This window comes from Cryobacterium sp. 10S3 (assembly GCF_034344045.1).
GTDB classification, from domain to species: Bacteria; Actinomycetota; Actinomycetes; order Actinomycetales; family Microbacteriaceae; genus Cryobacterium; species Cryobacterium glucosi.
Map to the genome: position 1 here is coordinate 2,770,327 of NZ_CP133773.1, position 26,253 is coordinate 2,796,579.

22 protein-coding genes are annotated in these 26,253 nt (G+C 68.9%); 8 read left to right on the top strand and 14 right to left on the bottom strand.

Annotated features, from left to right (window positions below):
* The first annotated feature begins 128 nt into the window (after positions 1-128).
* From RHM57_RS12860 to RHM57_RS12870, 3 genes are read left to right on the top strand one after another with little or no spacing between them, the layout of a single operon-like run.
* Entirely contained in the window at positions 129-1,121 is a 993-nt protein-coding gene (locus tag RHM57_RS12860; protein ID WP_322135258.1) for an adenosine deaminase, read from the top strand.
* A 33-nt stretch (positions 1,122-1,154) separates the two neighbouring features.
* Positions 1,155-1,442: a hypothetical protein gene (locus tag RHM57_RS12865; protein WP_322135257.1), complete on the top strand. Its 288-nt coding sequence runs from the start codon at positions 1,155-1,157 to the stop codon at positions 1,440-1,442.
* Positions 1,435-2,376 carry an alpha-L-glutamate ligase gene (locus RHM57_RS12870; RefSeq protein WP_322135256.1) on the top strand — a complete coding sequence of 314 codons (942 nt, stop codon included), beginning with the start codon at positions 1,435-1,437 and terminating at the stop codon, positions 2,374-2,376. Before RHM57_RS12865 ends, RHM57_RS12870 begins: the two co-directional genes overlap by 8 nt.
* A gap of 59 nt (positions 2,377-2,435) precedes the next feature.
* Here the strand turns inward: RHM57_RS12870 and RHM57_RS12875 are convergent, their stop codons facing one another.
* On the bottom strand, positions 2,436-3,452 hold the full coding sequence (locus RHM57_RS12875; protein ID WP_134558253.1) for a magnesium and cobalt transport protein CorA: 1,017 nt from the start codon (positions 3,450-3,452) through the stop codon (positions 2,436-2,438).
* A 63-nt stretch (positions 3,453-3,515) separates the two neighbouring features.
* Between RHM57_RS12875 and RHM57_RS12880 the strand changes: the two genes are divergently transcribed.
* On the top strand, positions 3,516-4,211 hold the full coding sequence (locus RHM57_RS12880; RefSeq protein WP_322140949.1) for a 4'-phosphopantetheinyl transferase family protein: 696 nt from the start codon (positions 3,516-3,518) through the stop codon (positions 4,209-4,211).
* Here RHM57_RS12880 and RHM57_RS12885 read toward each other — a convergent pair.
* The 9 genes from RHM57_RS12885 to RHM57_RS12925 form a co-directional block, all read right to left on the bottom strand.
* Positions 4,168-5,592: a M1 family metallopeptidase gene (locus tag RHM57_RS12885; RefSeq protein WP_322188274.1), complete on the bottom strand. Its 1,425-nt coding sequence runs from the start codon at positions 5,590-5,592 to the stop codon at positions 4,168-4,170. The genes RHM57_RS12880 and RHM57_RS12885 overlap by 44 nt on opposite strands.
* Positions 5,589-9,554, bottom strand: a complete 3,966-nt coding sequence (locus RHM57_RS12890; protein WP_416172953.1) for a Pls/PosA family non-ribosomal peptide synthetase — start codon at positions 9,552-9,554, stop codon at positions 5,589-5,591. Before RHM57_RS12890 ends, RHM57_RS12885 begins: the two co-directional genes overlap by 4 nt.
* A 97-nt stretch (positions 9,555-9,651) precedes the next feature.
* Positions 9,652-10,521: an ATP-binding cassette domain-containing protein gene (locus RHM57_RS12895; protein WP_322188276.1), complete on the bottom strand. Its 870-nt coding sequence runs from the start codon at positions 10,519-10,521 to the stop codon at positions 9,652-9,654.
* Positions 10,518-11,504 carry an ABC transporter permease gene (locus RHM57_RS12900; protein WP_134449318.1) on the bottom strand — a complete coding sequence of 329 codons (987 nt, stop codon included), beginning with the start codon at positions 11,502-11,504 and terminating at the stop codon, positions 10,518-10,520. The genes RHM57_RS12895 and RHM57_RS12900 overlap by 4 nt, the downstream gene beginning before the upstream one ends.
* Entirely contained in the window at positions 11,501-12,478 is a 978-nt protein-coding gene (locus tag RHM57_RS12905; RefSeq protein ID WP_134449317.1) for a sugar ABC transporter substrate-binding protein, read from the bottom strand. Before RHM57_RS12905 ends, RHM57_RS12900 begins: the two co-directional genes overlap by 4 nt.
* 130 nt (positions 12,479-12,608) lie before the next feature.
* Positions 12,609-14,066 (bottom strand): DUF2252 domain-containing protein, encoded by a 1,458-nt coding sequence (locus tag RHM57_RS12910; RefSeq protein WP_322188278.1) that lies wholly within the window; start codon positions 14,064-14,066, stop codon positions 12,609-12,611.
* A 67-nt stretch (positions 14,067-14,133) separates the two neighbouring features.
* Positions 14,134-14,511, bottom strand: coding sequence for an SHOCT domain-containing protein (locus RHM57_RS12915; RefSeq protein WP_322135251.1), 378 nt, complete (start codon positions 14,509-14,511; stop codon positions 14,134-14,136).
* A gap of 122 nt (positions 14,512-14,633) precedes the next feature.
* Positions 14,634-16,259 (bottom strand): MFS transporter, encoded by a 1,626-nt coding sequence (locus RHM57_RS12920; RefSeq protein ID WP_322188280.1) that lies wholly within the window; start codon positions 16,257-16,259, stop codon positions 14,634-14,636.
* A 149-nt stretch (positions 16,260-16,408) separates the two neighbouring features.
* Positions 16,409-17,551, bottom strand: coding sequence for a M20/M25/M40 family metallo-hydrolase (locus tag RHM57_RS12925; RefSeq protein ID WP_322135249.1), 1,143 nt, complete (start codon positions 17,549-17,551; stop codon positions 16,409-16,411).
* Positions 17,552-17,807: 256 nt separating this feature from the next.
* Here RHM57_RS12925 and RHM57_RS12930 point away from each other — a divergent pair, with 256 nt between their 5' ends.
* From RHM57_RS12930 to RHM57_RS12945, 4 genes are read left to right on the top strand one after another with little or no spacing between them, the layout of a single operon-like run.
* Positions 17,808-18,647 (top strand): GNAT family N-acetyltransferase, encoded by an 840-nt coding sequence (locus RHM57_RS12930; protein WP_322140950.1) that lies wholly within the window; start codon positions 17,808-17,810, stop codon positions 18,645-18,647.
* On the top strand, positions 18,644-19,285 hold the full coding sequence (locus RHM57_RS12935; protein WP_322140951.1) for a MurR/RpiR family transcriptional regulator: 642 nt from the start codon (positions 18,644-18,646) through the stop codon (positions 19,283-19,285). The genes RHM57_RS12930 and RHM57_RS12935 overlap by 4 nt, the downstream gene beginning before the upstream one ends.
* Before the next feature lie 44 nt (positions 19,286-19,329).
* A complete protein-coding gene (gene menC, locus RHM57_RS12940; RefSeq protein WP_322188282.1) occupies positions 19,330-20,451 on the top strand; it encodes an o-succinylbenzoate synthase in 1,122 nt (373 codons plus the stop codon).
* Positions 20,448-21,395 (top strand): aminodeoxychorismate lyase, encoded by a 948-nt coding sequence (locus tag RHM57_RS12945; protein ID WP_322188284.1) that lies wholly within the window; start codon positions 20,448-20,450, stop codon positions 21,393-21,395. Before menC ends, RHM57_RS12945 begins: the two co-directional genes overlap by 4 nt.
* A 39-nt stretch (positions 21,396-21,434) precedes the next feature.
* Here the strand turns inward: RHM57_RS12945 and RHM57_RS12950 are convergent, their stop codons facing one another.
* The 4 genes from RHM57_RS12950 to RHM57_RS12965 all read right to left on the bottom strand — a co-directional run bounded on the left by RHM57_RS12950 (position 21,435) and on the right by RHM57_RS12965 (position 26,252).
* Entirely contained in the window at positions 21,435-22,064 is a 630-nt protein-coding gene (locus RHM57_RS12950) for a hypothetical protein (RefSeq protein ID WP_322135243.1), read from the bottom strand.
* Between the two features lie 91 nt (positions 22,065-22,155).
* A complete protein-coding gene (locus RHM57_RS12955; RefSeq protein WP_322140953.1) occupies positions 22,156-24,282 on the bottom strand; it encodes an EAL domain-containing protein in 2,127 nt (708 codons plus the stop codon).
* Positions 24,283-24,385: 103 nt separating this feature from the next.
* Positions 24,386-25,402, bottom strand: a complete 1,017-nt coding sequence (locus RHM57_RS12960) for a LacI family DNA-binding transcriptional regulator (RefSeq protein WP_322135241.1) — start codon at positions 25,400-25,402, stop codon at positions 24,386-24,388.
* Positions 25,403-25,421: 19 nt separating this feature from the next.
* Complete coding sequence (locus RHM57_RS12965; RefSeq protein ID WP_322137272.1) at positions 25,422-26,252, bottom strand: carbohydrate ABC transporter permease; 831 nt, start codon at positions 26,250-26,252, stop codon at positions 25,422-25,424.
* Between the last annotated feature and the right edge of the window lies 1 nt (position 26,253).

Consider the following 26,253-nt stretch of genomic DNA (forward strand, 5'->3'; position numbering starts at 1 on the left):
AAACCCGCGGATTTGTCGTGTTTGCCGACCGTCGTGCTGGACCGTGCGCTGGCGGGCGCTTCCGCCGGTGCGCTGAAGGAGGACACCACTGGTGAATCGGAGCCGACCGGGCTTGCGAGAATGGGGAAATGAAACTCCCCCTGGTCGAACTCCACCTGCACATCGAGGGCACTCTCGAACCGGAGCTCATCTTCGAGCTGGCCGAACGCAATGCCGTCGTCCTGCCTTTCGCGACCCTGGCGGAGTTGCGGGCGCAATACGAGTTCACCGATCTGCAATCCTTCCTCAATCTGTACTACCACAACCTCGACGTCCTGCGCCAAGCCGCCGACTTCACGGACCTGACCCGGGCCTACCTCCGCCGGGCCGCTGACGCGGGAGTGCGGCACGCCGAGATCTTCTTCGACCCGCAGGCGCACACGAGCCGCGGCATCCCGTTGCTGACCGCGCTCGGCGGGGTGGCGGATGCCCTCGGCACCTCGGTCCCGGACTTCGGCATCTCGACGAAACTGATCGTGACGTTCCTGCGCGACCGGCCCGCGAACGAGGCCCTGCAGATCCTCCGCGAGATTCTCGCGAGCGGCTACACGATCGACGGTGTCGGACTCGACTCCGCGGAGGTCGGCTACCCTCCGGAACTGTTCGAGGAGGTCTTCGCGCTCGCCGCGGCGAACGGGCTGCGCCGGGTCGCGCACGCCGGCGAGGAGGGCCCGCCCGAGTACGTCTGGAGCGCGCTCGACCGGCTCGGGGTGGAGCGGATCGACCACGGCATCCGCAGCCTCGAGGATCCCGCGCTCGTCGAACGGCTCGTGCGCGAGCGGGTGCCGCTCACGGTCTGCCCGTTCTCGAACGTGCGGCTGCGTGCGATCGACACGCTCGCCGACCACCCCATCGTGCGGATGCTCGACCTCGGCCTGCTCGCGACGGTCAACTCGGACGACCCCGCGTACTTCGGCGGGTACATCGACGACAACCTCGCGGCGCTCGACGCCGAGTTCGGACTCGGGCCTGACCGGCTCGCCCTCCTCGCCCGGAACGGGATCGAAGCCTCGTTCCTCGATCCGGCGGAGAAGGCCGCGCTCGGCGCGGACGTCGACGCCTGGCGCGCCGCCCAGGCGTGACCGGCACCGCGAACGAGGGCTAGGGCCCCTGAGGTGCAGGGCGCCGGGACCGGTGAGGCCCTCGTCCGTGCCGCGATCGACGAGGCCCGCGCCTGGGGCGTCTCCGCCGTCGTGCCGGTTTTCACCGCCTGCAGGACCGTGCGATCCCGACAGCAGCGAGACGAACAACTGGATGTCCGAGTCGGCTGGCTCGTGCTCGGCACGGTGGTTGTCCGGGTCCCCGAGCGCGGTGCTCGCCGGTCACGCACCGTCACAACCTGCCACGGAGACGACCCTGGTCGCGCGGCCTCTGCCGTGTTCGTACGCTGGAGTGATGACTGAGCTGCCGCGCGTGTACATCCTCCACGAGAACCCCGACTGGCTGCCGCCGTTCACCGCGGCCTTCGCCGCAGAAGGCGTCGCTGCGGAGGAGGTCCTGCTGACCCGTGGCTCCATCGATCTCGACGCCGAACCCGCACCGGGCGTGTACTGGTCGCGGATGAGCGCCTCGGCGCACAGCCGCGGAAACGTGCACTCGAAGGACTACACCCGGGCCTATCTCCGCTGGCTCGAAGACTCCGGACGCCGCGTCGTCAACGGCGGGGACACGATCAACTTCGAGGTGAGCAAGGTGCAGCAACACCGCGCCCTGCGCGCGGCGGGCTTTGACGTTCCGAAGACCGTTGCCGTGTTCGGTCGTGACGACCTGCGTGAGCGCTCCCGCGAATTCGCGACGCCGTTCATCACGAAGCACAACCAGGGCGGCAAAGGACTCGGCGTGCGGCGCTTCGACTCGTTCGAGGAGTTCGACGCCTACCTGGCCTCGCCGCTCTTCGAGGAGCCGGCCGACGGCATCACTCTGCTCCAGGAATACCTGCCCGCGGAACGGCCCTTCATCACCCGGGTCGAGTTCGTCGGCGGGCGTTACGTCTACGCGGTCCGGGTCGACATCTCGGCGGGTAGTTTCGAACTGTGTCCGGCAGACGCGTGTGTCATCGACCCGGGAAACGACGCGGCACCGGTCGAGCCGTTCGCCCTGCGCGAGGGCTTCGACAGCGACCCACTGATCGCCCGGTACGAGGCCTTCCTCGCCGACCACGGCATCGAGATCGCCGGCATCGAGTTCATCGAGACCGCCGACGGCCGCCGGGTCACCTACGACGTCAACACGAACACGAACTACAACCCCGCCGTCGAGGCCAGCGCCCCGCTGCCGGCTGCCCGGGCGATCGCCCGGTTCCTCGGCGGGTTGCTGACGGCGAGCGTCCCGGCCTGACCCTTCGCTTCGGGCCTCAGGCGATCGGTTCTGATCTGCGCGGCGGGCGCCCGAAGCAGCTACAGCCAGTTGTTCTTCTTGAAGACGCGCCAGAGCACGAAGCCGCCCGCGACCATCAGCCCGAGGGCATAGGGGTAGCCGTACTCCCAGTGCAGCTCCGGCATGTTCTCGAAGTTCATCCCGTACACGGTTCCGACGAGGGTCGGGGCGAACAGGATCGCCGCCCAGCTCGAGATCTTCTTGACCTCTTCACTCTGGGCCAGGCCCGTCTCCGAGAGGCGCCGGGTCTCGTCGTTCTGGCGCTGGGTGACGAGGGTCGAGTGCACGATCAGCGCGTTGTCGAGGATCTGCCGGAAAGCCGAGCCGCGCTCGTTGATCCGCAGCACGTGGTCGAGCACGTCGTCGAGGTGGTGGTGCAGCTCGACCTCGACGTTGTACTTCGCGAAGCCGCGCTTGAGGGCCTCGAGCATGCCGATCAGCGGCTGGGTCGCCCGCTGGAACTCGATCACCTCGCGGGACAGGTCGTAGATGCGCCGGGCGACCTCGGGGTCGCCGTCGAAGATCTCGTCCTCGATCTCGTCGATGTCGTTCTCGAGGCCGGCGATCACGGGCGCGTATTCGTCGACGAGCTGGTCGAAGATCGCGTAGAGCACCGCCTCAGGGCCGAGGGCCAGGAGCCTCGGCGTCGACTCCATCCGTGCGCGCACCTTCGCGAGGTCCGGGGATTCGGCGTGGCGGATGGTCACGACGAAATCGGGCCCGACGAAGACGTGCAGTTCGCCGAATTCGACCCGCTCCTCGGCGTCGATGTACCGGGCCGGGCGGAGCACCACGAAGAGGATGTCGTCGAACCGTTCGAGCTTGGAACGCTGGTGTCCCTTGAGCGCGTCCTCGACCGACAGGTGGTGCAGGTTGAACTCCGCGGCGATGGAGCGCAGCTCAGCCTCTTCTGGCCGGTACATCCCGATCCAGGCGAAGCCGCCGCATTCGGTCAGAGTCGCATAGGTCTCATCGAGGGAGGCGGGCGTCGCGAGGCGTCGACCGTCCACGTAGACCGCGTTGTCAATCAGTGTCATGTCGTGCTCCTCGAGTGCAGCTACCAGTGTGCCACCGGCCGTGGGTTCGGCCACACTTGGTGCATGGAATCCATCGGCGAGGTGATCGTCATGGTCGCGCCGCGTTCACCAACGGATGCCGCCGACCGAGCCGTGCTGGCGGCGGCCGCCGCGTGGGCGCTCGGCCTCGATCCCGCGAGCGTGCGGGTCTGTCGCCGCTGCCCGCACTGCGGGAGCGCCGAGCACGGGGTGCCCTCCCTCGCGGCCGTGACATCCGGGTCTGCGCCGCACCCGACCGTTCACCTGAGCCTCAGCCGGGCGTCCGGCCACGTCGCCGTCGCGGTGAGCTTCGCCGGGCCCGTCGGCGTCGACGTCGAAAGCGTGGACGCCGTCGCCCGCTCCCCCCTCGCCGACGTCGCCCTGTCTCCTCGCGAGCGGGCGGCGAACGCCGCAGACCTCGCCGGGATCTGGTGTGCGAAGGAGGCGATCCTGAAGTCGACCGGAGACGGCCTCCGCGTCGATCCGCGCGACCTCACCCTCGCCCCCGCCCCAACGGCCGGGTTCGGCCCGGCGCTCGCCTCCTGGCCCGGCGCCGGCGTCGCCCTGGCCGGCATCCTCCTCGCGAGCTTCGACCCCGGCGCCGGTCTCGGGCTCGTCGGCCGGGTCGCCGTGCTCGCCCGTCCCGGAACCGGCCCCGCGTCTCAGCCGGCCCTCCGACTGCTCGCCGCCCCCGACGTCAGAGCTTGGGGAGGGCGGTCCGGTAGATCCAGCGGTCGATGATGCGGCGGATTTCCTCGCTCCCGGTGTGGATGGAGACGAACTCGACAAAGGCATCCGTCGAGACGAGGCCGTGCCGGTTCGCGCGGGCCCAGGCGCGCAGGGTGTCGAAGAACACCGCGTCGCCGAGGGAGCGCCGCACGGCGTGCAGGGCGAGCGCACCGCGCTTGTAGACCCGGTCGTCGAACATGTTGTGCGGGCCGGGATCGCCGATGAGGAGGTCCTGCGGTTGCGCCTCGAGCCTGCCGCGGTGGAACACCGCGCTCTGCTCCGCGGTGCGTCCGCCGGCGTGTTCGCCCCAGATCCATTCCGCGTAGCAGGCGAAACCCTCCTGCAGCCAGATGTCGCGCCACGCGGCGGCGGTGAGGCTGTTGCCGAACCACTGGTGCGCGAGCTCGTGGGCGATCAGGCGGTCGCTGCCATGGTTGCCGTCGACGTGGTTGCGGCCGAACACGGCGAGGCCGTGCGCCTCGAGCGGGATCTCGAGCACGTCATCCGTCACGACGACCGAGTACCCCGGGAACGGGTAGGGGCCGAAGGTCGTGCTGAACACCGAGACCATCTCGCCGAGCCTGCCGAAGTCGACGCCGACGTTGTGCGCGAGGTTCGACGGGAAGTGCAGCATGATCGGCACCGGGGCCGGGCCGCCCGCCGCAACCGGCGGCAGCACACTCGAACGGTACCGGCCGATCATCACGGAGGCGAGGTAGGTCGCCATCGGTTCGACGACCTCGAAGGTCCACCTGGTGTGGCCGGAACGGGTCGACTTCGCGGTGAGCGTGCCGTTCGAGACCACGGTGTACGGCGCCTCGCAGCTCACCGCGATCCGGTACGTCGCCTTGTTGCTCGGGTGGTCGTTGCAGGGGAACCAGGACGCGGCCCCGCACGGCTGGCCCGCGACGAGCACGCCGTCGAGCAGTTCCTCCCAGCCGACCTCTCCCCAGATGCTCCGCAGCGGATGCGGCGCCCCGCGATACCGCACGGCGATCTCGAACCGTTCCCCGGCTTCCATCGTCGTCAGCGGGGTCACCACGAGCTTGCGTCCGGTGTGCACGAACTTGCGCGGCCGGGCGCCGTTGACCGTGACCCGGTCGACGCTCAGCCCGTCGAAGTCGAGGCTGAACCGGTCCAGGCGCATCGTCGCCACGAGGGTGATCGTCGCGGTCGCGCGCAACTGGTTGGTCGCGACCCGGTAGTCCAGGTCGAGGTCGTAGTGCAGCGCCCGGTAGCCGCCGTTGCCCGCGCCGATCAGATAGGGATCGCCGGCCGTGCCGGCGCCGATCGTCGTCGGGAGGTTGAGGGCGACCTTGCCGGGCGAGCCGGCGGAGCCCTTGCCTGCGGAGCCCTTTTCGGCGCCGTTCTTCCCGCCGGTCTGCGGGCTCACGGTGTCCACGGCAGTCTGCGCCACGGCGAGATCGGGTTCCCTGACCAGACCGACCCGGCAGGAACCCGCTCGCCGCGCATCACGAGAGACGCGGGGCCGACCGTCGCTCCGGCATCCACCGATGCGGCGGGCAGGATCACGCTGTGCGGTCCGAGGGTGGCACCCTCGGCGAGCGCGACCTGGTCGAGCTGCATGATCCGGTCGTGGAACAGGTGAGTCTGCACGACGCAGCCCCGGTTCACGGTGACCCCGTCGCCGAGGGCCACGAGGTCCGCTTCCGGCAGCCAGTATGTCTCGCACCAGACGCCGCGGCCCACCCGGGCCCCGATCGTGCGCAGGAACATCGACAGGGCGGGGGTCCCTGCGGCCTTCGCCGCGAACCACGGCCGGGCGACCATCTCGACGAAGGTGTCCGAGACCTCGTTGCGCCAGATGAACGATGACCAGAGCGGATGCTCGCTCACGGAGATCCTCCCGACGAGCGCCCACTTGGCGAGGCTCGTCACGACCGCGGCGACGGCACCGGCCGCGAGGAGCACGATCCCGCCGAGCAGGATCGCCCAGCCGAGACCGAGGCCGAGCCAGAGGGCGTCGAGCGCGGCGAGCACGCCGAGGGCGATCAGCCCGGTCACGACAACCGGCACGATCCGCAGCACCTCCCAGAAGGCACGGGCCGTGCGGAGACGGGCGGACGGCTGGAACGTGCGCGCCTCGTCGACATCCGTCACGAGCCGCCGCAGCCGCTCTGGCGGGTTGCCGAGCCACGAGGACCCGCGCTTGGCCTTGCGCGGCGTGGACGAGAGCACGGCGACGAGTCCGTTGCGCGGCACCGTGCGGCCGGCGCCGGCCATGCCGCTGTTGCCGAGGAAGGCACGGCGGCCGACCTTCGCGGGCCCGATGTGCATCCAGCCGCCGCCGAGTTCGTAACAGGCGACCATCGTGTCGTCGGCGAGGAACGCTGCGGGCGCGATCGTGGTGAGCGCGGGGATGAGCAGCACGGTCGACGCCTCGACGCCCGCGCCGACCTTCGCGCCGAGCAGGCGCAGCCACACCGGGGTGAGCAGGCTCGCGTAGACGGGGAAGAGCAGAGTGCGCGCGCCGTCGAGGATGCGCTCGGTCATCCAGACCTGCCAGCCGAACCGGCTGCGCACCGGGTAGTAGCCCTCGCGGAGCCCGACGCCGAGCACCCGTACGGCGAGCACGACGAGCAGCGCGTACACGAGCCCGGCGACCACCACGGCGAGCGGCATCATCAGCGCGGCCCGGCCGAGCGCGAGGCCCAGGGTGCCGGCGTCGCCGATCGCGGCGCCGACGAGGAGGGCGGCGAGAATCACCGCGACCGCGGGCATCGCGGTCATGCCGAGCGCGCCGAGGGCGTATGCCGCAAGCCAGCGCCGGCCGCGTGGCGGGTGTTCGGCCGGCCAGGCTCCGCGGGCGGCCCCGACCCGGGTGGCGGGCGAGCCGGCCCAGCGTTCGCCTTCCGGCACGTGTCCGGACACGGCGGCGCCGGGTTCGATCACGGCGCCCTCGCCGATCACCGCTCCGCCGAGGAGGGTGCTGCGCGCGCCGATCGTGGCGCCGGCGCCGATCTTCACCCGTCCGATGCGCAGCACGTCGCCGTCGATCCAGTAGCCGGACAGGTCGCTCTCTGGTTCGATCGCGGCGCGCTCGCCGATGGACAGCATCCCCGTCACGGGCGGGAGCGCGTGCAGGTCGACGCCCGGTTCGATGCGGGCGCCGAGGGCCCTGGCGTAGTAACTGATCCAGGGCGCTCCGGCGAGGCTCACGGCGTCGACGAGCAGGGACACCTGCTCGGCGAGCCAGAGCCGCAGGTGCACGGACCCCGCCCGCGGGTAGGCGCCCGGCTTCACCCCGCGGAGGAGGAGCCGGGACGCGAGCACGGAGAGCGCCATCTTGCCGGGCGGGGTGACGAAGACGAGGAATCCGGTGAGGATCCACCACCAGGACAGGGTCGGCGCGAACGTGGCGCCGCCCGCGGCGAGCAGGTTGTTCGCCGCCGCGAGGTAGACGAGCCAGCGGGCGCCGACGAGCGCGTGCAGCGGGATGCCGAGCAGGGTCTGCAGGAGCTGGCTGCGGAACGGGACCGGAAGCACGGTGCGCGCCGCGGCCACCGCGGCGGGGGTGCGGGAGTCGAGTTCGTCGGCGAGAGCGCCGATGCGGGGGTGGTCGTAGATGTCGTTGACCCGGGTGTCCGGGTAGCGTTCGCGGAGCGCGGAGACGAACTGGGCGGCCGTGAGCGAGCCACCGCCGTGTGCGAAGAAGTCGGCGTCCGGACCCTCGACGGTGGACCCGAGGATGGCAGCCCACTTCTCGGCGAGCCAGGCCGCCGTCGGAGACAGCAGGCCGGCATCCGTGTCGTCGCCCGTCGCCGGGAGCGGCCAGGGCAATGCAGCCTTGTCGACCTTGCCGGAGACCCGCGTGGGCAGCTCGTCGACGACGGCGAGCAACGGCACGAGAGCGGCGGGTAATTCCTCCCTCAGGCGCACGGTCGCCTGGCCGCGGTCGAAGGCGGATGCCCCGTCGACGAGTGCGAGGTAGCCCACGAGCACCTGGTTCCCGGCGGGGGTGCGCTGCACGACAGCGGCGGCACCGGCGACGCCCGGCAGCGTGCGCAGCGCTGCCTCGATCTCGCCGAGCTCGATGCGACGTCCGCCGAGCTTGACCTGGTCGTCGGCGCGGCCGGCGAAGACGAGGCCGGCCGCCTCGAAGCGCACGAGGTCGCCGCTCCGGTAGGCGCGCGGCCAGCCGAGGCCGGCGTGCGGGGCGTACTTCTCGGCGTCCTTGGCCGGGTCGAGGTAGCGGGCGAGGCCCACTCCCCCGATGATGAGTTCCCCGGTCTCGCCCTCGGCGACGCGGGCGCCCGCGGAATCGACGACGGCGAGGTCCCAGCCGTCGAGGGGCAGGCCGATCCGGATCGGCGCGCTGCCGTCGAGCAGCGCGGCGCACGCGACGACGGTCGCCTCGGTCGGCCCGTAGGTGTTCCAGACCTCACGGCCCCTGGCCTGCAACCGGTCGGCGAGTTCGGGCGGGCAGGCTTCTCCGCCGAAAATGAGCAGGCGCACCCGTTCGAGGGCTTCCTCCGGCCAGAGGGCGGCGAGGGTCGGCACCGTCGACACGATGGTGATCCCGTGCGCGATCAGCCACGGGCCGAGGTCGACGCCGCTGCGCACCAGCGAACGGGGAGCGGAGACGAGGCAGGCGCCGTTCCGCCAGGCCAGCCACATCTCCTCGCAGGAGGCGTCGAAAGCGACCGAAAGGCCCGCAAGCACCCGGTCGGCGGGGCCGATCGGGTCGGCCCGGAGGAACAGTCCGGCCTCGGCGTCGACGAACGCGGCCGCGGAGCGGTGCGAGACGGCGACGCCCTTCGGCACCCCCGTCGAACCGGAGGTGAAGATCACCCAGGCGTCGTCGCTGCCGCGGGGCAGGGTGCGGTGGGTGTGCGCGAGGGTCAGGTCCTCCTCTGGCGGCAGCATCCGCTGCCTGAGCATGACGTCGTCCACCGCCGGCCGGAACTCGAAGACGCCGCCGCGGCCGATCACGCCGACGACGCGGGCCTCGCTGAAGACCAGGTGAGCGCGTTCCTCTGGGTCGTCGGCGTCGACCGGGACATAGGCGGCGCCGACCCGCAGGGTCGCGAGGATGGACACGTAGAGTTCGCGGGTTCCGGAGGGGATGCGGATGCCGACGGTGTCCCCGCGGCGCACGCCGGCCTGGCTGAGGGCGAGGGCCTGCTCGTCGACGAGGTGCCGGAGCTGGCGGTAGCTGACGGTGCCGGACTGGTCTTCGAGCGCGAGGGCGTTGGGGTGCCTGGCTTCGGTGGCGAAGAGGATGTCGATGAGGGTGCGCGCCTCCGCCGTGCGCGATCCGGCCTCGAGCACGTCCTGGGCGGCGGACTGCGCTGCGGCCTGGGTTGCGCCCTGCGGAACGGGGGTCTCGGTCACGCTCGCTCCTCGGATCGGGACGCGGTGCTGCACACCGCACGACGATTCCCCAGTGTAGAACAGGCGTGTGAGGCCGGGGTGTCGGCCCGCACCTCGGTCAGCGGGCGTCCCCAGCGGATGCCGGTCGGCCGAGCACAGGACCGAGCGCGTCGAGCTCCTCGCCGCCGGCCATCAGCCTCGTGAGCTCGTCGACCGTGATCCCGTCGCGCGCGAACTCGCCGAGGCTCGTGCCGCGGTTGAGCACGAGGAACCGATCCCCGACGGCCCAGGCATGGTGCGGGTTGTGCGTGATGAACACGATGCCGAGGCCGCTGTCCCTGGCCCGCGCGATGTACCGCAGCACGAGGCCGGCCTGGGTGACGCCGAGCGCGGACGTCGGTTCGTCGAGGATGACGAGTTTCGCGCCGAAGTGCACGGCGCGGGCGATCGCGACGGCCTGGCGTTCCCCGCCGGAGAGGGTGCCGATCGGCTGGTCGACGTCGCGGAGGGTGATGCCCAGGGTCGCAAGGCTGTCCCGGGTGGTCGCCCGCATCCTGGCGACGGCGAGGCGGCGGAACGGCCCGCGGCCGACCGTCTCCTCCGCTCCGAGGAAGAAGTTGCGCCAGACCGGGAGCAGCGGCACGAGGGCCAGGTCCTGGTAGACCGTCGCGATGCCGAGGGAGAGCGCGTCACGGGGGCTCCCGAAGTGTTGTTCGACGCCGTGGGCGAGGAGGGTGCCTTCGGTGTGCCCGTGTGCCCCGGCGAGGACCTTGATCAGTGTGGACTTGCCCGCGCCGTTGTCGCCGAGCACGCAGAGCACCTCGCCGGCTCCGATCGAGGCCGTCACCCCGCTCAGCGCACGCACCGAACCGTAGCTCTTGCCGAGACCGCGGACCTCGAGAAGAGGCGTCCGGGCATCCGCCGCCGTGCCCAGGGGCTCCGCCGCGCCCAGGGGCTCCGCCGCGCCCAGGGGCTCCGCCGCGGTCATGAGCGCTCACCGGCCTGGCGGCGCACCCAGAGGTTGACGAGTACTGCGAGCAGCAGCATGCCGCCGAGGAAGGCCTTGAGCCAGTTGCTGTCCCACTGGGCGAAGACGATGCCCTGGAGCGCCATGCCGTAGATGAGGGCGCCGAGGGACGCGCCGATCGCGGAGCCGAACCCGCCGGTGAGCAGGCAGCCGCCGACGACGGCGCAGATGATGTAGACGAATTCCTGGCCGATGCCCGTCGTCGCCTGCACGGTCGATACGTCGAAGAGCTGGAGCATTCCGACGAGCCAGGCGGCGCCTGCGGTCGTGAGGAAGAGCCCGAACTTCACCCGGCGCACGGGCACGCCGACCTGGCGGGCGCTTGCGGCCTGGCCGCCGACCGCGAAGACCCAGTTGCCGAAGCGGGTGCGCAGCAGCACCCAGGTCGCGAGCGCGGTCAGCAGGATCCACCAGACGATCGAGATCTTGACGTCCATGCCGAACAGCGGGAACGAGGAGCCGAAGAGCACCCGGGCCTGGTCGAAGCCGGTGACGGCTCCGAGGCCCTGGATCGCGACGGTCCCGGTGAGCAGTTTGGTGACGGCGAGGTTCAGGCCCTGCAGGATGAAGAAGGTTGCGAGGGTCACGATGAAACTCGGCAGGCCGGTCGAGGTGACGAGCCACGCGTTGAATGCCCCGACGAGGAGGGCCGCGGCGAGCGCGAGCACGAGGGCGAGCCACACGTTCAGGCCCCACTGCGTCGTCGCGATGCCGACGATCAGGCCGGTCGTTCCCGTCATCGCGCCCGCGGAGAGGTCGAACTCTCCGCCGATCATCAGGAGCGCCACGGCGACGGCCATGATCCCGAACAGCGACGACGAATACAGCCAGGTTGCGACGCCGGCCGGCGTCAGAAAAGCGGATGTCGAGATCGAGAAATACAGGAAGATCCCGAACGCGGCGACGAACGCCCCGACCTCGGGGCGGCGGAGCAGCCCGGTCATCGGGTTCCGTGTGCCGCGTAGGTGGCGACCTGCGCCGCGTTCTCCTTCGTGACGAACCCGGGGCCGGAGAACACCGGCTGGCCGCCGCCGACGACGTCGCCGTTGCGCTTCTGCAGGGTGAGGAACACCACCGGAAGGTAGCCCTGGGAGTATGGCTGCTGGTCGACCGCGAACAGGATCGAGCCGGCCTCGATGAGCGTCGTCACGTCTTTGGACACGTCGAAGGTCGCGAGCTGCGCGTGGCTGCCTGCGTCGGTGATGGCCTGGCTCGCGGCGACGGCGATGCCCGGGTTCAGGCTGAGCACACCGTCGATCGTCGGGTCGGCCAGGAGCGTGCTCTTGATCGTGTTCTGGGCGTCCGCGAGGTTGGCGATGTCGACCTGCACGTTCGTGACCGGGCTGCCGAGCCCGGCGGCGGCTCCCCGGCAGCGGTCCTCGAGGCCCGTGTTGCCTGCCTCGTGGATGACGCAGATCACCTTCGTGGCTCCCGCCTTGGCGAGGCGCTCCCCCGCGGACTGTCCGGCGGCGTACTCGCTCTGGCCGACGTGGGTCTGGGCGCCGAAGGCGAGGGACTCCTCGAGTCCCGAGTTGATCGTGATCACCGGGATGCCGGCCGCCACGGCCTTCTCGACGGACGCCTTGACCCCGTCGGGGTTCGCCATCGAGACGATTAGTCCGTCCGGATGCGTCGCGACGGCCGAATCGATCAGCTGGCTCTGACGCACGGGGTCACCGTCGCCCTGGTACGTCACGGTCGCGCCGAGGTCGGTGCCTGCCTGCTCTGCGCCACTCTTGACCACGTCCCAGAACGCGTCGCCCGGGTTTCCGTGGGTGACCACCGCGATGGTCGTCTTCCCGGCGGATGCCGCGTCCGATCCGGTCGCGGTGCTCCCGTTCGTCGAGCATCCTGTGAGGGCGAGCGGAAGCAGGACCAGGGCGGTGAGCCCGGCGAGCAGGCTGGTTTTGTGCAACATCGGTGGGTCGTCCTTCGAGGCCAGTCGTCAGCCAGCTGCCGGAGTTCGGCAGGCGAGCGGGACGCCGCTGAGGATGACCCTCCTGAATCTTAGGCTGCAGCGCTGCGCGGCTGGTTCGGAATTGACGTTCCTACAGGCCGGCGATGGACGGCAGCCGTCCGGAACGGACGGCCTCGGCGAAGGCCTCATAGTCGCGGTCGTTCTGGTCCGCGTAGCGCAGCGAGAAATCAGTGATCGCCGTGTCGAATTCAGCTCTCTTCCCGAGGTAGGCGGCGATGGCGACGGGGTCACCCGAGCGTGCGTGCGCGCGAGCGAGCGTCCAGCCGCACAGTCCGGCATAGAGGGTCATGCCGAACGGCACCATGTTCTCCACGACGACGGACCCCTTCATGTCGCGCAGCTGGCGCCAGTACAGGAACCGGTTCTGCTGCACCCCTTTCGTCCAGCCCAGGTAGATGTCGCTCGCGGCCTGCATCATCCGTTGTCCCTGTACGACGCGCTCACCGGGTTGTCCGTAGCGGCTCGTGTCGAGGTGGTCCTCGAGCACCGAGGCCCTGGCCTCCTTGACCTGGAGAAAGAGGGGATCCTGCTGGTCACGCCCCTGGAGCAGCGCTATGTAGGCGCGCGTGCCGACGCTCCCGACGCCGACGACCTTACGGGCAACGTCGACGAGTTCGAAACGTTCGAGCAGCTGGCGGCGATCGTCCTGGAGATTGGCACGGTAGGAGCGGAACGCCGTCCGCACCGATTCCTCGATCTCGTCGGGCGACAGTCCCGTTGTCGTCGTCAGCTCCCGGACGGGGATGACGATCGGCGGCTGGCTGATGATGCGGTACTCCCCGTCGACGAACTCCGCGAGCTTCGACAGCGCCTGCAGGCTGTCCCGGGTGCGGGCCTTCTCGGCGATCGCCCTGGTCCTCTTCTCCGCGTTCACCGCAGCCTTGCGCTCCGTCCGGTCTCCGCTCGTCCTGCCCGCGGCGACCTGGAGGGTCGCCAAGACCGTGTCCTCGGTCATGCGGGCGTACCAGACGTCCATCGTGCGCATCTTCGCGAATTCCGCCATCGCCTCGCGATACGCCCGCACCGAGGCGAGCGTCACGTCGTGGACCTGGGAGCTCGTGAACCTGTTGTTGCGGGCCGCGATCGTGAAACTCGCGCACATCCGCTGGACGTCGTATTCGAACGGGCCGGGCAGGGTTTCGTCGAAGTCGTTCAGGTCGAAGAGCAGGGCGCGCTCTGGCGAGGCGAACAGGCCGAAATTGGACAGGTGGGCGTCACCGCAGAGCTGCACGATCAGCCCGGACCTCGGGGTGTCCTTGAGGTCGGCGGCCATGATCCTGGCCGCGCCCCGGTAGAACGTGAACGGCGATACCAGCATCCGGCCGTGCCGGACCGGCACCAGGTCCTGCTCCCTGGTGAGGTTCTGTTCCTCGAGCAGCGCGACCGGGTCTGGCCGGTCAGCGGCCGGCGACCAACCCGAGTGACTGGCGCGGGGAGTCTGCTCCCTGGCCCGCTTGCCCCTGGCCTTGCGCTCCTCCACGGTCGCGTGCTCGACGACATTGTCGAGCGCGGCCCTGTCCTCATACATGGTGGACGACATCCATGCTGGACGACCTCTCTGTCGTTTTCTTCTGTCGTTTTCTCCCCGGGCAGGACTAGCCCAGCGCGCGGGCCTTGAGCCGCTCGTATTCGGCCTGGGTGATGACGCCGGAGTCGAGTAGCTTCTTCGCGTCCGCGATTTCCGTGGACGGCGACGAACCCGCGACGGTCTTGATGTATTGATCCGTCTGGCCCCGGTACTGGTTCCTGCGCTGCTCCTGGCGCTCGGACATCCCGGAACCCCGCGCGATCAGGTAGACGAGGGCGGTGAGGAAAGGCAGGAAGACCAGGAAGACCATCCAGATGGCCTTGACCCCGCCGCTGACCTGATGGTCGCTGAACAGGTCCCCGATGACGGTCACGAGCACCATCAGGTAGGCGAGGAAGACAAAGGACCAGAAGAAGAACCCGACAAAGTTCCAGAAATTATCCATGAGCCGTCTTCCCTCGGATACCGGGACACCCGTGTGATGCCCTCGTCGCTGACAAAATACTGTCGTTCGGCCGCTTCTGGAATGGGCACTGCCTGGAATGGCACCGCCGGGAATGGGCCAGGTCACGGCGATTGCCGCGCCTCCGGGGTCTTCCCCTGACGCCTCGCGACGGTCTGGTTCGGAATGTTCCTGGAGAACACCAGGGATCCGAGGGCGAAGAGGACCAGCGCGAAGAAGGACACCCGCAGGGAGGACACCTGTGATTCGCTGTAGATCCTGGTCAACTCGGCACTGTCGGAGCTCGACAGTCCCGCGTCCGTCGCGATGCCGGCCACACTCGAGACGGGAACGATGGCGACACCGGCCGCTGTCTGCGTGCTGACCGCGGCTTTCGCGGAGTCGGGAAGGCTGCTGCTCTCCACCGAGCTCAGGAACGAGGACGAGAGCGACGCGATCAGCACCGATCCGATCAAAGCGGTACCGAGCGACGAGCCGAGGTTCTGGAAGACTCCCTGAAGCCCGCCGACCTCGCTCGTCCTCTCCTCGCCGACACTGGACATGTTCACGTTTCCGAGTTGCGAGGCGAGAAGGCCGAGTGCAGCTCCCGCGGTGAACATCCCGACGCCGAACACGACGCTCTTCAGGTCCAGGGAGACGGAACCGAGCAGGCATACGGCGCTTCCTACCAGGACGAGCTGACCGACGCGCACGATCCGGCGCGGTGACCACAGCGTCGACAACCGGGTGCCCACCACAGAGAAGAGGATGAGCGCGATCGACAGCGGGAAGATCTTCAGCCCGGTTTCCAGCGCGTTGAGCCCCAGGGTCATCTGCAGGTAGATCGGGATCATGAAGAACACCCCGGCCGTGAACGCGTACTGCGCACCGAGCACGGAGAGCCCGGCCCGCAGCTGCGTGATCGAGAACATCCCGACGTCGAGGAGCGGGGCGCGGCCCGTCTCGCCCAGTCGCCGTTGGCGACCGGTGAACAGCCAGAGGAGGAAGACGCCCAGCAGGATCAGGTAGGGCACGAGGGACAGGCCCAGGGGCTCGATCGGGGTCCCGTTGATCTCGGGAGCCTGTTTCGGGAGGATCCACCCCCAGGTCTTGCTCTGCAACATCCCGTACACGACGAGGACGAGGCCCGCCGCCGAGAGCAGGACGCTCGGGACGTCGATTCGGGTGCTGCTCGGCCTGCTGCTGTCGGAGATGAGGCGCGCCGTGAGGACGACGCCGATCATGATCACGACCTCGGACACGAGGACGTAGCGCCAGTTCAGGTAGGTCGTGACGTAGCCTCCGATCAGGGGGCCGGCCGCGACCGCGGCCCCGGACACGGCGCCGATGATCGCGTACGCGGTCACGCGGTCCCTGTCCCGGTAGTTCTCCGCGACGAGAGCTGCGATGGCCGGGATCACCAGCACGGCGCCGAGTCCTTCGATGACCGACCAGCCGAGGAAGAGCACCGCGAAATTCGGGCTCAGTGCCGTCAACAGGGAACCGCACGAGTAGACGACCGCACCGATCACGAACGCGCGCCGCCGGCTCCAGATGTCGCCGAGCTTTGCGCCGAGCAGCATGACCGCCGCCATCGTGAGGGTGTAGAACGTGATCGCGCTCTGCATGGCCGCGACCGTGGTGTCCAGGTCTGTGACAACCGTCGAGATCGACACGTTCATGACGGTGCTGTCGAGCACCATGACGAACTGCGCACTGCCGAGGACCGCGATTGCCGTCCACTTACTCATCGAGTCACCCGCAATCCGACGCGAACGCCGCTGGCCCCCTCATCCGGCCGGTTTCCGGCACCCCCGTTCGAGGCGAGTATGACATCGCTCCGAACCACGCGAAAGAGGATCGATCGGCCGCCGCGTCGACCCGCGACGGGCGAGACTGCTCAGCGCGGCAGGTGGATGACGGTGAGGACCTCGGCGAGGAGGCGGATGCGCTCCCAGAGCGACTCGATGATGATGTGCTCGCTGCGGGCGTGCGCACCGCCGCCGCGGGGTCCGAAACCGTCGACGATACCGAGAGCGGATGCGCCGAGCAGGTTGGTGTCCGCGGCGCCGGCCGCTGGACGAGCGCCGAGTGGAGCCCTGTCGGAACCACCGTCGCCGAACCCGGCGTCGCAGCCCGAGATGACGGCGGCCAGGGCCTGGTCGGCGGCGCGTGGCTGCCAGGCCGGGCGGTAGGACAGCCGGGTGACGGCCACCTGCGCACGCGGGCGGACGGGAGTCAGCGCCTCGATCTCGTCGAGGACTTCGCCTTCGATGTCCGGATCGGAGAAGCGGAAGCCGAGGACGGCCACGGCGTCGTCCGCGACGACGTTGGCCAGGCCGGGGGCTGTGATGGAACCGAGGTTGTAGAGCACCTTGGCGGCCGGGTGTTCTTCGGCGCGGATCGTGGCCCTGGCCGCGATGTCGCGCACCCGCAGCAACTGGTCGATGATCTCCTCCGTCGCGGAGACTCCCTTCTCGGGGTCGAGGGCGGCGTGGGCGGGAACACCGGAGACGGCGAGAGCGAGGCGGGTGCTGCCGAGACGCCCGACCTTGAGGTCGCCGTCGGGGTGCGGCGACTCGAAGCCGATCGCCGCAGAACAGCCGTCGGCCGTGGCCAGGAGCAGCGCGCCAGAGGTCGGGGAGCCGATTTCCTCGTCTGCCGTGACGATGATCCGCACCGGCACGTGGTCCACGGCACCGGCATCGCCCAGGGCGCGGAGCAGCTCGAGGGCCTCTTCCATGACCACCAGGCCGGATTTCATGTCGTAGGCCCCTGGGCCGGTGATGCGGATTCCATCGCTCGTCCACGGCACGTCGCCGGCGAGGGTGCCGACCGGCCACACCGTGTCGGAGTGCCCGATCAGGAGAACGGGAGCGGCGCCGACGCCACTGCCCCTCCCGGGGAAGTCAGCGACCACGTGGGGGCCTCCCGGAGTCGGGTGCAGCACCACCGTGCCGCCGAGTCCGGAATAGCGGGCGGCGAGTGCATCCGCGAACGCCGTGATGGCCGCGCCCGCCCCGGTCGGCGTTTCGCGCAGCACGTAGTGCTCGAGGGTCGCCAGCGCACGAGCCCGCGCGGAGGCGTCCGGAATGACGGGTCCAGTGGATGTGATGACGGCATCTCCTCAGGCGGTGGCAGGCTCGGAACAGGTAGAAGATATGTTACCTATCCTTCGACCAGTTCGCGGATTTGCTTGAGAGTTACGAAACGAATACGACACATAAGTTGTTTATGATTGTCAGATTGGTTCTGGAACATCGTGTTCCGACAAGACGAGGACAGGGAAACGACACAACATGGGTGACCTGAAACTCACGGTGGAATCCACCCGGTCACGCGCCGAGTTCAGCCACGCCAGCGAGCTGTATACCCGGGTGTTCGGCTATACCGCGGCCGATCACAGCCTGAACCCGAAGCTGCTCTCGGCAATCGTGGGCAACGGCGGTGCGGCCGTTGCCGCGCGGGACGGCGCCGGCGAGCTCGTCGGTTTCGCCTACGGCTTCGTGGGTTTCGAATCCGGGGCGCCCTACCTGTACTCGCAGGCCGCGTTCATCGACCCCGCCTGGCAGGGCAAGGGAGTGGGCCGCCTGCTGAAGCAGGAACAGGCCATCATCGCGAGAGCAGAGGGACTCACCTCGATGCGCTGGGCGTTCGACCCGACCCTTGCCCGCAATGCCCACTTCAACCTCGACGTGCTCGGCGCCTGCGGAGTGCGCTTCACCGCGAACTACTACGACGAGCCGTTCTCCGACCGCCTGATCGTCGACTGGGCGCTCTCGGGCGCCACCGGTACCGAGTCGGCCACGCCGCCCCGCGCCGCGGCGTCGATCCCCCCGGGCTTCCCCGTCGTGGACCCCACAGCACTGGGAACGACGCTACCCCGGCACTGGGGTCGGCCGGTGGGCGACGGCGACGTCATCCACGTGCCGATCCCGTCCGACAATCCCGCGAAGACGCTCGCCCCCGTCATCGTCCAGGCATTGAGAGCCGCCGTGGCCGAAACCTTCACCGAGCTGTTCGAGCGCGGCTACGTCGCCGAATCCTGCGTCCGGGTTGACGGCACGAGCGCCGCATACGTCTTCGTCGCGGCCAGCTCCCAGGAGGCCGCGCCGCGCATCCGCCAGGCAGCCCGTTGACAGAGGCGAACGAGGCCCTCACAAGCCCGGAGGACCGGTACGCCGCACGACTGCAGAAGCGGTCGTCGTCGTCGGTCTTGCGCGCGCGCATCGTGGAGAGCGAAAAGAAGAACCTTGCCGAGACCTTCGCCCACCTCGGGGAAGACGATGCCCTCGTTCGCGCGCCGGCCCGGATCGTGGCCGCCCGCAGGCGGTATGTGCTCGGCGCGGGCAAGTCATTCGCATACGCGACCCTGTTCGCCTGGGACCTCTCGGCAGGACTCTCTCAGGTGCTCCTTATCGACGAAGCCGCCGTCCGCTCGATCGACGTCCTCAGCGACGTCCGCCCGACCGATGTGCTCGTCGTGTTCTCGTTCCGCCGGTACCAGCGGCAGAGCGTGCTCGTCGCCGAACGGTTCGCCGAGGCCGGCGGAACCGTGATCGCCGTCACGGACTCCCCCGATGCTCCGGTCGCAGCCTTCGCCACCGAAACCGTGACCGTGCCGACCAGCAGCGCCTCGTACGCCGACTCCCCCACGGCGGTCGCCGCCGTCATCCACCTGGTGAGTACCTTGAGTATTGCCAGTGCCAAAGGAGCCCGGCGCAGGTTCGCCGAGCGGGAGCAGCTGAACCAGATCCTGAACAGTTACGTGGAGTGAACGATGGACGAGCGCAGCACCGAACGCAGCACCGAAGGAGCACGATGAAGGTAGTGGGCGTTTCCCTGTTCGTCACCCGGTTGCCGCTGGTGCACGGTTTCGAGACCAGTTCTCACCGCAAGAGCCACCTCGACCACATCGTGGTGCGCCTCACCGACGAATCCGGCGCGGTCGGCTGGGGCGAGATCGCCTCGGCGAGCGACCCCTTCTACTCCTCGGAGACCGTGGACACGGCGCTCCTCGTCGCGAAGAAATACATCGTCCCCGCGATCATCGGGCACGAGTGGGAGACGCCGGCCGAGCTGGCGACGACGTGGGCACGCATCCGCGGCCACGAGTTCGCCAAGGCCGGCTTCGACATGGCCGCGTGGAGCCTGTACTCCGGCGCGCGCGACGAACCGCTGTCTGCGGCACTGGGCGGCACCCGCGCCGAGGTCGCCGCGGGCGTCTCCCTCGGCATCGAATCCTCCATCGACGCCCTGCTCACCGAGGTCAGCCGCCATGTCGACGCCGGCTACCGCCGGGTGAAACTCAAGATCAAGCCGGGCTGGGACATCGGTCCCGTTCGGGCGGTACGCGCCGCCTTCCCGAAGCAGGACGTCCATGTCGACGCGAACGGGATCTACGCGGATACCGACGAAACCACGGCCCTGATGCGCGGTCTCGACGAATTCGGCCTCAGCATGATCGAACAGCCGTACGCACCCCGCAATTTCGTCGCCCATGCCAGGCTCCAGGCCACCCTGGAGACCCCGATCTGCCTCGACGAGGGGGTCGTGGACCTCGACGACATCGGCACGATGATCGGCCTCGGCGCCGGCCGGATCCTGAACATCAAGGTGTCACGGATGGGCGGTCTCACGGTTGCCCGCGCCGCACACGATCTCGCGAGGGATGCGGGCATCCCGGTGTGGTGCGGCGGGATGCACGAGTTCGGCATCGGGCGCGCGGCCAACGTCGCCCTGTCGTCGCTGCCCAACTTCAGCTACCCGTCCGATGTGTCGGCGTCGGAGAAGTATTACGCAAAGGACATCATCGACCCCCCGGTCACCGCACTCGACGGCATGGTGACCGTTCCCACCGGGCCGGGTCTCGGCTACGCGGTGCTGCCCGACTGGATTTCCGAGAACACGATCAGCCACGATCACTATGGAGTAGAACGATGAGCACAGCAGACACGAATCCCGTTGCGACGAACGCGGACGCCTCGCCCACAGACGGTGCGGACGCCCGCGTGCTGTTCATGCTGGACGACCCGACCCAGACCGGAACGGATGCCTCCGCGCTCGCGGCCTCGGTCCGTCGGGCCGACCCGGCAGACCCGCAGATCTCGGTGCTCGACCTCGCGGTGACCCGCGGCGACGGCATCTTCGAAACGCTCGACGCCATCGACGGTTTCGGCCAGGCCCTCGAGCCGCACCTGGCCCGTCTGTCCAATTCGGCCAGGTTGCTCGACCTGCCGGCTCCGTGCCTCGACCTCTACCGCGAGGGCATCTGCCAGGGAATCGCAGCGTCGACCCACCCACGCCTGTCGGTCAAGCTCGTGCTCACCCGCGGCATCGAGGGCGCCGGCCGGTGCACGGGCTGGGTCTTCGTCGACCCGGAACCCGACTTCACCGAAGCGCGCACCCACGGCCTGAAGGTGGTCACCCTGGACCGCGGTTACCGCCACGATGTCGCCCAGACGTCCCCGTGGTTGCTGCAGGGAGCGAAGACCCTCTCCTACGCGGTGAACAAGTCGGTCTACCGTGAGGCGGAGCGCCGGGGAGCCGACGACGTGATCTTCATCAGCAGCGACGGGTTCGTCCTGGAAGGGCCGACATCGACAGCCGTGCTGCAGTTCGGCAGGCACCTCGTCACGCCGTCGACCGACCAGGGCATCCTGGCCGGCACGGCACAGGCCGCCTTCTTCGCGTACGCGGAGGCGAACGGGCTGACCACCGAGTACCGCACCGTCACTCCCGACGAGCTGCAGGCCGCAGACTCTGTCTGGCTCGCCTCGAGCGTGCGGCAGATCGTGCCGATCGTCGAGATCGACGGGGTCGCCCGCGGCTTCGACGCCGAGCTCCACACCGCAGCGCTGGACTACCTGGTCACTCGCCGCAGCTGAGTCCGTGCTGTACGACCCCAGGCCTCGCGGCCCCGTGCGTCACGGGGCCGTGGGGATCGCGAGAGCCGCCACGATGTCCTCCGCCCGCGCCCAGTACGCCGCGTAGTGCTCGGGGTCGGCGTTGACCTGGACCGCGTGGGCAAGCAGTGTCGGCTCCATCTCCTTCCAGCCGGCGACCTTCGTCAGCTTGGTGAAGAAATTCTGCGCAGAGACGTAGGGGTCCATCCGGTCGGCCAGTGTTCCCCAGGCGCCGTTGTCGCGCTGCTGGAACAGCCCGCGGCTGTCGGCACCTGCCGCGTCGCCGTGGTCGAGCACCCGCAAACCCGACTCGCCCAGGGCCGTCATCACGCCGACGGTCTGGGTGTGCGTCCCGATCCCGAGATCCCGCCCGGCATTCATGATGTGCGCGGCATTGACCAGGCGGTCCTGGCAATAGCCGGCAACAGGCCCGGCGGGCACGGTGATCGCGCCGACGACGACGGGGTCGGCCGTCGGACACGTGACCACGGTGCCGGGCACGGCGCCGAATCCCAGGCCCACGAGGTTCCAGCCGGTGAAGCCGAGAACGGCGCAGAGTGCCACGGCCATACCGATGATCGCGATCCGGCGCGTTCGTCTGCCGTCCTGCCTCTCCAGCTGGGGCACGACGACTCCCTTCGCGAGCATCATTCGACGGTCCGTCGACGAGGTACTGGTGTCGACGAGGTACCGGTGTCGACGAGGTACCCAGTGGGGTACCTCACGACGTTAGCCAGTGAATCTATGCGCCAGCCCTGAGCCCGCCCGTCTGGCCCATATGTCCCGTCTGTGCAGTCTGTGCAGTCTGTGCAGTCTGTGCAGTCTGTGCAGTCTGGCCCACCTGGCCCGTGCTCTGGTCGACCAGCCAGTCGAGCAGGAGGCCGCTGGCTCGATCGTGACCACCGTCCACGCCATGTTGGAGGTCATGCCAGAGCTGCGGTGCGCTGCCGACGATGCCGCGGTCGGCGATGAATCCCGTCAGGGGGCAGGCATCGATGACGAAGGGATGCGGGGATCCCCAGCGTGTGAATTGCCAGTGATACGCGAGCGCGCCGAGCTCGGTGTGCAGTCGGCCGGCCCGGTCAGGACGATGGAATCCCTCGGGAAGCCCGAAACCTGCCGCCCAGGACGGCACGTCCGCGGCCGGCATCGGGCGTGCGAAGTAGTAGCCCTGGCCGAGCGAGGCGCCGAGCACGGATGCCGCCTCGGCGAGGCCGGCGTTCTCGATTCCCTCCAGAACGACGGCCGCGCCCATATCCCGACCCATCTGGGACAGGGTCGCGATGAGGCTGAGCGTCTCGACCGGTTTCGTGGCGACGCCGGCGAGCAGCCCGCGGTCGATCTTGATCGAGTCGAACGGCAACTGGGCAAGCCGTTTCAGGCTGCTGTGGCCGGAGCCGAGGTCGTCGAGGGCGAGCCCGACGCCGAGGCCGGTGAGCTCCTCGAGAACGGAGCGCGAGGCGGCCGCATCCAGCTCCTGCGTCTCGAGCAGTTCGAGGCTGAGCCTGTTCGGGGTCAGCCCGTGCCGGCGCAGTGCATTCGCGACCCATCGGGTGCACCGGGGGTGCCGCAGGGTCGACGGGGCAAGGTTCACCGAGACGTCGAGGGCCAGTCCGTCCTGCTCCCACCGGGCGACCCAGCCGAGGGCCTCGTTGAGTCCGATCCGGAAGAGCTCGTCGAGGTCGTTGCTACTGAGCTGATGCACAAAGCTGTCCGGCGGGACGACGGTGCCGTCGGCGAGAGTCAGCCGGGCGAGGGCCTCGACGCGACGGAGGGTCCCGTCGAACAGCCCGATGATCGGTTGCATGTGCATCGACAGTCCCCCGGCGAACAGGCGTTCCCGATGCGCGCGGGATCGCTCCCCTCGGCGGAAATCGCTCGCGGCCATCGTCGTGTCCCACTCGACAATCGGTCCTGTGGGAGCGAGTCGCCACCACGAGTCCGGACGTGACAGATCCGACCCCGGCTCGGGGAGCGCCTGGCTCGCCAGCCGGAGAACGTGAGGCCCGGAACTCCGCGCGGGAAAAGGCGTGATCCCCATGGTCATCCCGAGCATCACGGACTCGCCATCGACCGGGAACGGGGTCTCGACGGCTTCGTGCAGGCGCTCGAGCCGGGCGGCCAGCTCAGGCGATGCGTCGTCACAGAGGCCCTCGAGGACGACGACGAATTGGTCGCCGCTGAAGCTCGCGAGGTAATCGCCACCGCGGAGCCGGCCCTTCAGTCGTCGGGCGAATTCCGCGAGCACGTCATCGGCTCCGGAGAATCCGAACGAATGCCGGACCTGCCCGACATGCTCGAGGGCGATCAGCCCGAGCCCGGCACGGTCGGGGCGGCCTGTGGGTGCGGCATCCGTTGATCGCCGTTGCAGGTACGACTCGAAGCCGAACCGGTTCGGAAGTCCGGTCACGGCTTCGTGGCCGGCCTGGAAGTCCAGCTGCTCCTGCAGGGCGATCCTCGTGTTGATATCGCGCTGCACGCTGACGAAGTGCGTGATCACGCCGGCGGGGTCCCGGAGCGGCACGATGCTCAGTCCGTTCCAGAACGGCGAGCCGTCCTTGCGATAGTTGAGAATGTCGCCCTCGAAGCCTTCCCCAGCCTCGAGTGCCTGCCGGATCGACCCCCGGACGGCGGCACTGGACCCCGATCCCTGCAGAAGCCGACAGTTGGTCCCGAGGATCTCGTCCTCGCTGTACCCGGTGATCGCCGTGAACGCGGCGCTGACGTGCAGGATATTCTGCGCCGCGTCGGTGATCAGGGAGACAGTGGACGTCGCGGCGAACGCCCGCGCGAGCAGCTCAGCGCCGGCGCCGGGCACCGCGTTGTTCCCGACCGGTTCGGATCGGTTCGGAAAGATCGGACTGACCATGCGATTCATACATCCCCCGAGCGCAAGCGCCGCCAGACCCCGGAAACGGACGGACGCGATCTCACTCTAGACCGGGAAGAGCGCCGCGGATGCCGCATCGGTATTACGCCGATCCCCGCACAATCAGATCGGTGGGCACGACGATCGCGGCGGTCCGCTCCCCCTTGATCACTTCGAGAAGGAGCCGCACCATTTCTTCGCTGATCCGGTCGAATGGCTGGTGCATCGTGGTCAGTGGTGGCACGGCCGTGAGAGCGACGGGCGCGTCGTCGAATCCGGCGACGGCGACATCCTCCGGAACCCTCCGGCCGAGACTTACCAGGGCGTCGATGGCGCCGGCCGCCATCATGTCGTTCGCCACGAAGACTGCGTCCAGGTCCGGGCGCCGGTCCAGCAGCTCGGTCATTGCCTCAGCACCGCTCGCGCGACTGTAGTCTCCATGCGCGACCAGCGTCTCGTCGAAGTCATCGCCGAGCTCGTCGACGTAGGCCTGATACCGTTTCATTCCGCCGGACGTGTCTCCGGGACCGGTGATCGTCGCCAACCGGGCGCGTCCGGTCCCACGCAGATATTTCACCATCTCCCGGGCCCCGTCGTAATCATCGGCGGCAACGTAACCCAGCTTGCGTTCGAACCCGAGCGGCACCCCACAGGCGATCGCCGGGATGCCCGCGGCCACGATGTCCGAGATCAGCCCGTGCCTGCTGCTGTGCGAGGAAACCAGGAGGACACCGTCGACGTGACCTGCCGTGACGAACTCGGTCGCCCGACGCTGCTCGTCCTCACTTCCGGCCATCAGCAGCACCAGGGAGATGTCGTGCCGGGAGAGAGCCTTGGAGGCGCCACGCATCAGCACGGCGAAGTTCGGGTCTTCGAACAGGCGTTCCTGGTCCTCCGTGAGGAGGAACGCGACCGAGTTGGCCCGGCTCGTGGCGAGGCTCCTGGCGTGCGGGTTGACCCGGTATCCGGTCTTCTTGATGGCCGCATTCACGCTCTGCAGGGAATCCGGGCTCACCCAGTGACCGCCGTTGAGCACCCTCGAGACGGTGCCTCGAGAGACGCCGGCTTCCGCGGCGACATCATCGATCGTGGGGCGGCGTTTGGCGGTGGGCGGGGTCACGGACAAAGCCTACCCGCGCCTACTTGACGGCCCCGGCGGCCAGGTCGACCTTCCAGTAGCGCTGCAGTACGAGGAACAGGATCACCAGCGGGATGATCGACAGCAGCGCACCGCTGATCACGAGCGTGTACATCGCCGGGGCGGTCGCACCCTGGTTGAGCAGGCCGCTCAATCCGACCGTGACCGGGTACAGTGCGTCGTTGCCGAGCATGATGTACGGCAGCATGAAGTTGTTCCACACCGCCACGAACTGGAACAAGAAGATTGTCACGAGGCCAGGGGCCATCATCGGCAACGCGATCCGGTTGAAGATGCGCAGTTCGCCTGCGCCTTCGGTGCGTGCGGCTTCGATGACGTCGGTCGGCACAGAGGCGGCAGCATAGATCCGCGCCAGGTAGATGCCGTACGGACTGATGATCTGGGGCAGCAGCACGGACCAGAAGGTGTTCGTCATCCCCACGGAGGCGAACAGGAAGTATTGCGGGATCGCCAGGATGACGCCCGGAACGAGCACGCCCATCAGCAGGACGGAGAAGACCGCCTTCTTGCCCGGGAACTCGAACTTCGCGAGGACGTAACCGGAGATGGCGGAGATCCAGGTGGAGGCGAGTGCCCCGATCCCGGCGTAGAGCGCCGTGTTGAGCACCCAGCGCCAGTACAGTCCGCCCCGGTACTGGGTCAGTTCGACGATGTTGTCCCACAGGTGGGTGCTCGGCATCAGCGTGAACGTGGAGAACAGCTCAGAACTGTTCTTGCTCGCGGCCATGACAACCCAGAACACCGGAAAGAGGCAATAGATGGCGCCGACGAGCAGGATGCCGGTCGAGACGAAACTCGGCTTAACCCGGATC

Bases quoted from the DNA above. Each gene is read 5' to 3' on its own strand.
- menC (WP_322188282.1), top strand. From the start codon at position 19,330: ATGAAGGTAGTGGGCGTTTCCCTGTTCGTCACCCGGTTGCCGCTGGTG.
- RHM57_RS12880 (WP_322140949.1), top strand. From the start codon at position 3,516: ATGGAATCCATCGGCGAGGTGATCGTCATGGTCGCGCCGCGTTCACCA.
- RHM57_RS12870 (WP_322135256.1), top strand. From the start codon at position 1,435: ATGACTGAGCTGCCGCGCGTGTACATCCTCCACGAGAACCCCGACTGG.
- RHM57_RS12860 (WP_322135258.1), top strand. From the start codon at position 129: ATGAAACTCCCCCTGGTCGAACTCCACCTGCACATCGAGGGCACTCTC.
- RHM57_RS12955 (WP_322140953.1), bottom strand. From the start codon at position 24,282: ATGGTCAGTCCGATCTTTCCGAACCGATCCGAACCGGTCGGGAACAAC.
- RHM57_RS12910 (WP_322188278.1), bottom strand. From the start codon at position 14,066: ATGTATGAGGACAGGGCCGCGCTCGACAATGTCGTCGAGCACGCGACC.
- RHM57_RS12895 (WP_322188276.1), bottom strand. From the start codon at position 10,521: ATGACCGCGGCGGAGCCCCTGGGCGCGGCGGAGCCCCTGGGCGCGGCG.
- RHM57_RS12945 (WP_322188284.1), top strand. From the start codon at position 20,448: ATGAGCACAGCAGACACGAATCCCGTTGCGACGAACGCGGACGCCTCG.
- RHM57_RS12915 (WP_322135251.1), bottom strand. From the start codon at position 14,511: ATGGATAATTTCTGGAACTTTGTCGGGTTCTTCTTCTGGTCCTTTGTC.
- RHM57_RS12875 (WP_134558253.1), bottom strand. From the start codon at position 3,452: ATGACACTGATTGACAACGCGGTCTACGTGGACGGTCGACGCCTCGCG.
- RHM57_RS12950 (WP_322135243.1), bottom strand. From the start codon at position 22,064: ATGATGCTCGCGAAGGGAGTCGTCGTGCCCCAGCTGGAGAGGCAGGAC.
- RHM57_RS12930 (WP_322140950.1), top strand. From the start codon at position 17,808: ATGGGTGACCTGAAACTCACGGTGGAATCCACCCGGTCACGCGCCGAG.
- RHM57_RS12920 (WP_322188280.1), bottom strand. From the start codon at position 16,259: ATGAGTAAGTGGACGGCAATCGCGGTCCTCGGCAGTGCGCAGTTCGTC.
- RHM57_RS12900 (WP_134449318.1), bottom strand. From the start codon at position 11,504: ATGACCGGGCTGCTCCGCCGCCCCGAGGTCGGGGCGTTCGTCGCCGCG.
- RHM57_RS12905 (WP_134449317.1), bottom strand. From the start codon at position 12,478: ATGTTGCACAAAACCAGCCTGCTCGCCGGGCTCACCGCCCTGGTCCTG.